A 5224-nucleotide genomic window follows, 5' to 3' on the forward strand; every position below is an offset into this window, starting at 1 on the left:
CGGATAGCGGGGGCGCAGCCTGTCTGGCAAACCCGGCTTGATCTGCAACGCCTGCCCTGGCTCGAAGATCACCGCGTGCAGGGTCACGTGGTGTTCCCGGCCGCAGGATACCTAGACATGATGCTGGGCGCTGCCGATACGCTCGCCCCCGAGGCGCTGACCTCGGGCGCGGGGCTGATGCTCGACGGTGCCGATTTTCGCAGGATGCTGGTTTTGCCCGGCAGTGGCGAAGCGGTGCGGCTGGAGCTTCGCGGGCGCGCGGACACGGGCGGGTTCGAGCTGTTCAGTCGTGATGGCGGTGCTGACTGGGCGTTGAATGCCACCGGCGCGTGGCGTGCGGTCGATGCCGGGCACCGCCCGCAACCGCTTGAGTTGCGCGAACTGCGCGCGGGCATGACCGAAGCCGTCGCGCCCGACACGCTCGCATCGCTTCATGCCGAATCCGGGCTGAACTACGGCCCCGCGTTTCGTGGCCTGCACCGGATCGCCCGCAGCGAGGGTGTGGCGCTTGGCGATGTGCGCATGCCCGAGGGGTTGGAAGATGCGGGGCACGCGTTGCATCCGGCGCTGCTGGATGCCTGCTTTCAACTTTTGACGGTGGCTATCCCGCAGAACGCGGCACTTGATGGCGGGCCGTTTCTGCCCGTCGAACTCGATCATCTGTGGCTATACCGGCGCCCCGGGCGCGATCTTGTCGCGCGGGTGGTTGTAACCCAAGCTGCCGGGCGGCGGATCGGATGCGACATTACCTTGTGCACACCGGATGGCGCCCCCGTTGCGGTGCTGGAAGGGTTCCGCTGCCAAGCCGTTTCGCGCCAGCGGGCTGGGTCGCCGGGCGCTGTCGAAGGGTGGTTGCACCGGCAGGTGTGGCATCCCTCGCCGCGGGCAGAGACACCGCGCGCCGTGCTGGCACCGATGCACGAAGTTGTCGCCGCGGCGCAAGCAATCTCTGCGCGTGACTCGGCACCGGTTGGAAGGGTCGGATGCCGGGTGGCGATGGCCGAACCGATTGCAGCGCATGTCACCGATCAGATCGTGGCGGCGCTGCGCACACTCGGCTGGCGGTTTCGTGCAGGCAAGATCGAGCCTTTGTCGGAATTGCAAACTCGGCTGGGCATCGCGCCTGCACATTATCGCCTATTTGCGCGCTTCCTGTCGCTTCTTGCTGACGACGGGATCATTGCGCTGAAGGACGGGCAAGTGCAGGTTCTTCGCGCACCGCGCCGTGCGCCGCTCGATCGTGACTGGCGCAGCATGTACCACCAAGACCCCGGCCTTTTGCCACTATTGACGCTGATCCGCACCTGTGGCGCGCAGCTGGCGGCTGTACTAAGCGGCAAGGCCAACCCGCTGGAAGTTTTGTTCGAAGGCGCAAACCAAGGCGTGTTGGAGCAGTTCTATCAATCCGACTACACCATGGTCGGCTATAACACGATGGCCGCCGAGGCGGTGCGCGCAGCGGTCGCGGCGGTACCGGAGGGGCGTGCGATCCGCGTGTTGGAAATCGGCGCTGGCACCGGTGGATTGAGTGCGCACGTTCTGCCGCACCTGCCCGCGCAAACCACGCGCTACGTTTACACCGATATATCCAATACCTTCTTTACCCGTGCCGAAAAGCAGTTCTACGACCACCGCTTCGTCGAATTCGCAACACTCGATATCGAAGGTGACCCGCTTGCACAGGGCTTTGATGCCGAAAGCTTCGACATCATTCTTGCATCGGACGTATTCCACGCGACACGAGACCTTGGCGCGGCACTGGCAAACGCAAGGCAACTGCTGGCACCGGGCGGGCTGCTGGCGTTTATCGACATCGCGCAGGCACCGCGCTCTGCTGACCTCATTTTCGGTATGACCGCGGGATGGTGGCGGTTTGACGACAATCTGCGCCACGACCACCCGATACCCGACCGCCAGACGTGGCACCGGGCGATGGCTGCGGCGGGCTACGAGCAGATCGAAGCGATCGAGTTGGCGGGGTGCGAAACCCTCGCCGGACAGATGGTGATGTTGGCCCGCGCGCCCGCAGTGGCGGCCTCCGCCATAGCGCCAGCCATTGCTTCAGGCATCAGCGGCAAACCTTGGCTGTTGCTGGATGATCGTGCGGGAACGGGCCTGCACATTGCTGAACGGTTGCGTGCCGAGGGGCGCGCGGTGGTTCTGGCATCACCCAAGCCCGCGCCAGACACAGCCTCCGATAGCGGCCCTACGTGGAACGCACCGTGGTCCTGCACGCTTGACCCACATGCGCCCACCCAGATCGCGGCAATGCTGGACGAGTTGCAGCGGCGCGATCTTTGGCCTGAGCGCGTGGTCTTTCTGAACGGGCTGGACGCACCCGAGCTGGAGCTTGCGAACCCAGCTGCGATCGTCGCGGGGCATAGCGGCGGAACGCTGGCGCTGATGCGTCTTGTGCAGGCGCTGAGTGCCGAGGGCCGTGCACCAACCCGGCTTGCCGTGCTGACACGGAACGCGCAGACGGTGGGCATCGCAGGTGAAGCGCCGGTGAACCCGGTTGCGGCACCGGCGTGGGGTCTGGCCCGGGTGGTGATGAGCGAGCATCGCACGCTGGATTGCATAGCGATTGACATCGACAACCCAGCCGACCCCGAAACGCTGACATCCTTGCTGGCCGAGTTGGTAGACCCGGGCGATGAACGCGAGATCGCCCTGCGGTGTGGCGCCCGTTTCTACAACCGGATCGAGCGCGTAGGTTTTGAATCGCTCTCGCAGCCGGATCCGGCTGCGCGCCACCGGCTTGAAATCCCTGCGCCGGGGGTGCTGGAACGGCTGGCTTTCGTGGCGCGTCCGCGCATCGCCCCCGGCGCGGGCGAAGTCGAAATCAAGGTCGAGGCTGCCGCCTTGAACTTTCGCGATGTGATGAAGGCGATGGGAATCTATCCCACTGCGGGCCCAGAGGACGAACTGCCCGGCGACGAATGCGCCGGCATCGTCACCGCTGTGGGCCCCGCCACGCAAGGCTTCGCGGTGGGTGACCGTGTGTTGGCACTCGGCGCGGGCTGCTTTGCCTCTTATGTGACGTTGCCGACTGCACTTGTTTTCGCGATGCCCGCAAAGCTGGAATATGACGCGGCGGTAACCATCCCGGTGCCGTTTCTGACCGCGTGGCACGCCCTGCACGAGGTCGCGCGGATCCGACGCGGTGATACCGTGCTGATCCATGCCGCGACCGGGGGGGTCGGTCTGGCCGCCGTGCAGGTTGCGATGCGCGCCGGGGCTACCGTTCTGGCAACCGCCGGGTCGGCGGGCAAGCGCGCGCTTTTGCACGCACTTGGGGTGCGGCATGTGATGAACTCGCGCACCTTGGGCTTTGCCGATGAGGTGCGCGAAATCACCGGCGGGCGCGGGGTGGACATCATCTTGAACGCGCTGGCGGGGCGAGCGATTGAACAGGGGCTTGCCTCACTCGCGCCGGGCGGGCGGTTTCTCGAGATCGGCAAACGCGATATCTACCAGAACACCCACATCGGGCTGCGACCATTCCGCCATGCGATCAGCCTGACCTCGATCGACCTTGCGCAGGTGATGACGACACAACCGGCGCTTGCCGCGCGGTCTATGCGCAAGGTGATGCGGCAAATAGAAGCCGGTCGCCTGACTCCGCTGCCCTATCGAAGCATGCCGATGGCGCGCGCGCATGACGCTTTCCGGCTGGTGTCGCAGGCTAAGCATATCGGCAAGATTGTTCTTTCCGCGCGTGACTCTCGGGGTGTCGCACTTGCCCCCCGCACCACGGCATCGGTTTTGCTGCGCGACGATGCAACCTATGTGATTGGCGGCGGTTTGGGCGGCTTCGGGTTGGTATTGGCCGAGGGGTTGATCCGGTCTGGCGCGCGCCACCTCGTTCTGATCGGACGCACCGGCGCCTCTAGCCCAGAGGCGGCGCGCGCCGTGGCGCGGCTGCGCGCGGCGGGCGTTACCGTGCGTGTCGAGGCGCTGAACCTTGCCAAGGAAACCGACGTGGCTGCCGCATTCGCCCGTATCGGCGCGCAGATGCCGCCGATACGAGGCATATTCCATTCCGCGATGGTGCTTGATGACGTGCTTCTGGCGCAATTGACGCCAGCCCGGTTGGCGCGGGTCATGGAGCCGAAAGTGGCAGGCGCATTGGCGCTGCACCGCGCCAGTCGCGATTTGACCTTGGATCATTTCGTGCTGTTCTCATCGCTGGCGGCGCTGATCGGCAGTAGCGGGCAGGCAAATTATGTTGCCGCCAACAGCTTCCTTGTTGGCCTTGCCCAGCACCGACATGCACAGGGTCTGCCGGCATTAGCGGTGGATTGGGGCCGCATCTCTGGCGCAGGTCACGTTGCGCTTAACGACGAACTTGGCGAACGGCTGGAACGCGCAGGACTCTTGGGGATACCCGCCACTGCTGCTGTTGACGCGCTTCTGCGCCTGATGACCACCAATTCCGCACACGCGGCACTGATGAACGTGGATTGGGAAACGTGGCGGCGCAGCCAGCCGGGAGAGGTTCCGAACCGGCTTGCCAATCTGGTGGCGGTAGATGACGCGGCAGAGGGCGTCGCTACGGCCAGTCTGCGCGACCGGCTGATGAGCGCACGCGAAGACAGCCGCGGGGAAATCGCGATCAGCGCGCTGCGCGAACTGGTCGGTGCCGTCTTGCGCCTGCCTCCTGACGAGATCGACCCGGAAGCGGCGCTGACAGATTTGGGGCTCGATTCATTGATGGCGATTGATCTTGTGATGCGACTGGAAGCGGCACTGGACATCAGCATCCCTACAAGCCGGGTCAGCACCGGATTGAACTTGCAGGATCTTGCGGCAATGGTGCTGGGCTTGCTAAGCGGGGCAGAGGTCTCCACCCCCACACAAGCCGCGCCAGATGGACACCCGGCATCAGACCGCGCCGCGCCTGCCTCGTGTCTTGTGACCCTGCGCGAAGGCAAAGGCCATGTGCCGCTGATTCTGGTGCATCCAACCGGCGGCGATCTGAAAATCTATGACCCGCTGGTTCACGCCATGCCGCCGGGAGGGGCGATCTTTGGCCTTCGCTCGCGCGCGGTTGCAGCAGGGCTTGAGGAATACGAGAACGCAAAGCAGTTGGCGCGCGCCTATGCCGATCTGATCTGCACGCACCTGCCCGAAGGGCCGATGGCACTCGCCGGGTTTTCGATGGGAGGGTTTCTGGCACTGGCATTGACCGCGGAACTGGAATCGCGCGGGCGAGAGGTGCTGC

The 5224-nt window shown here is 65.0% G+C and carries 1 protein-coding gene; it reads left to right on the forward strand.

Annotation, left to right across the window (positions count from 1 at the left end; all coding sequences use genetic code 11):
• Nucleotides 1-5224, forward strand: a 5224-nt coding sequence (locus ABY403_RS13035) for an SDR family NAD(P)-dependent oxidoreductase (RefSeq protein WP_372841261.1), incomplete at both ends; no start/stop codon positions are given.

The organism is Phaeovulum sp., from assembly GCF_041596715.1.
Taxonomy (GTDB): Bacteria; Pseudomonadota; Alphaproteobacteria; order Rhodobacterales; family Rhodobacteraceae; genus UBA6213.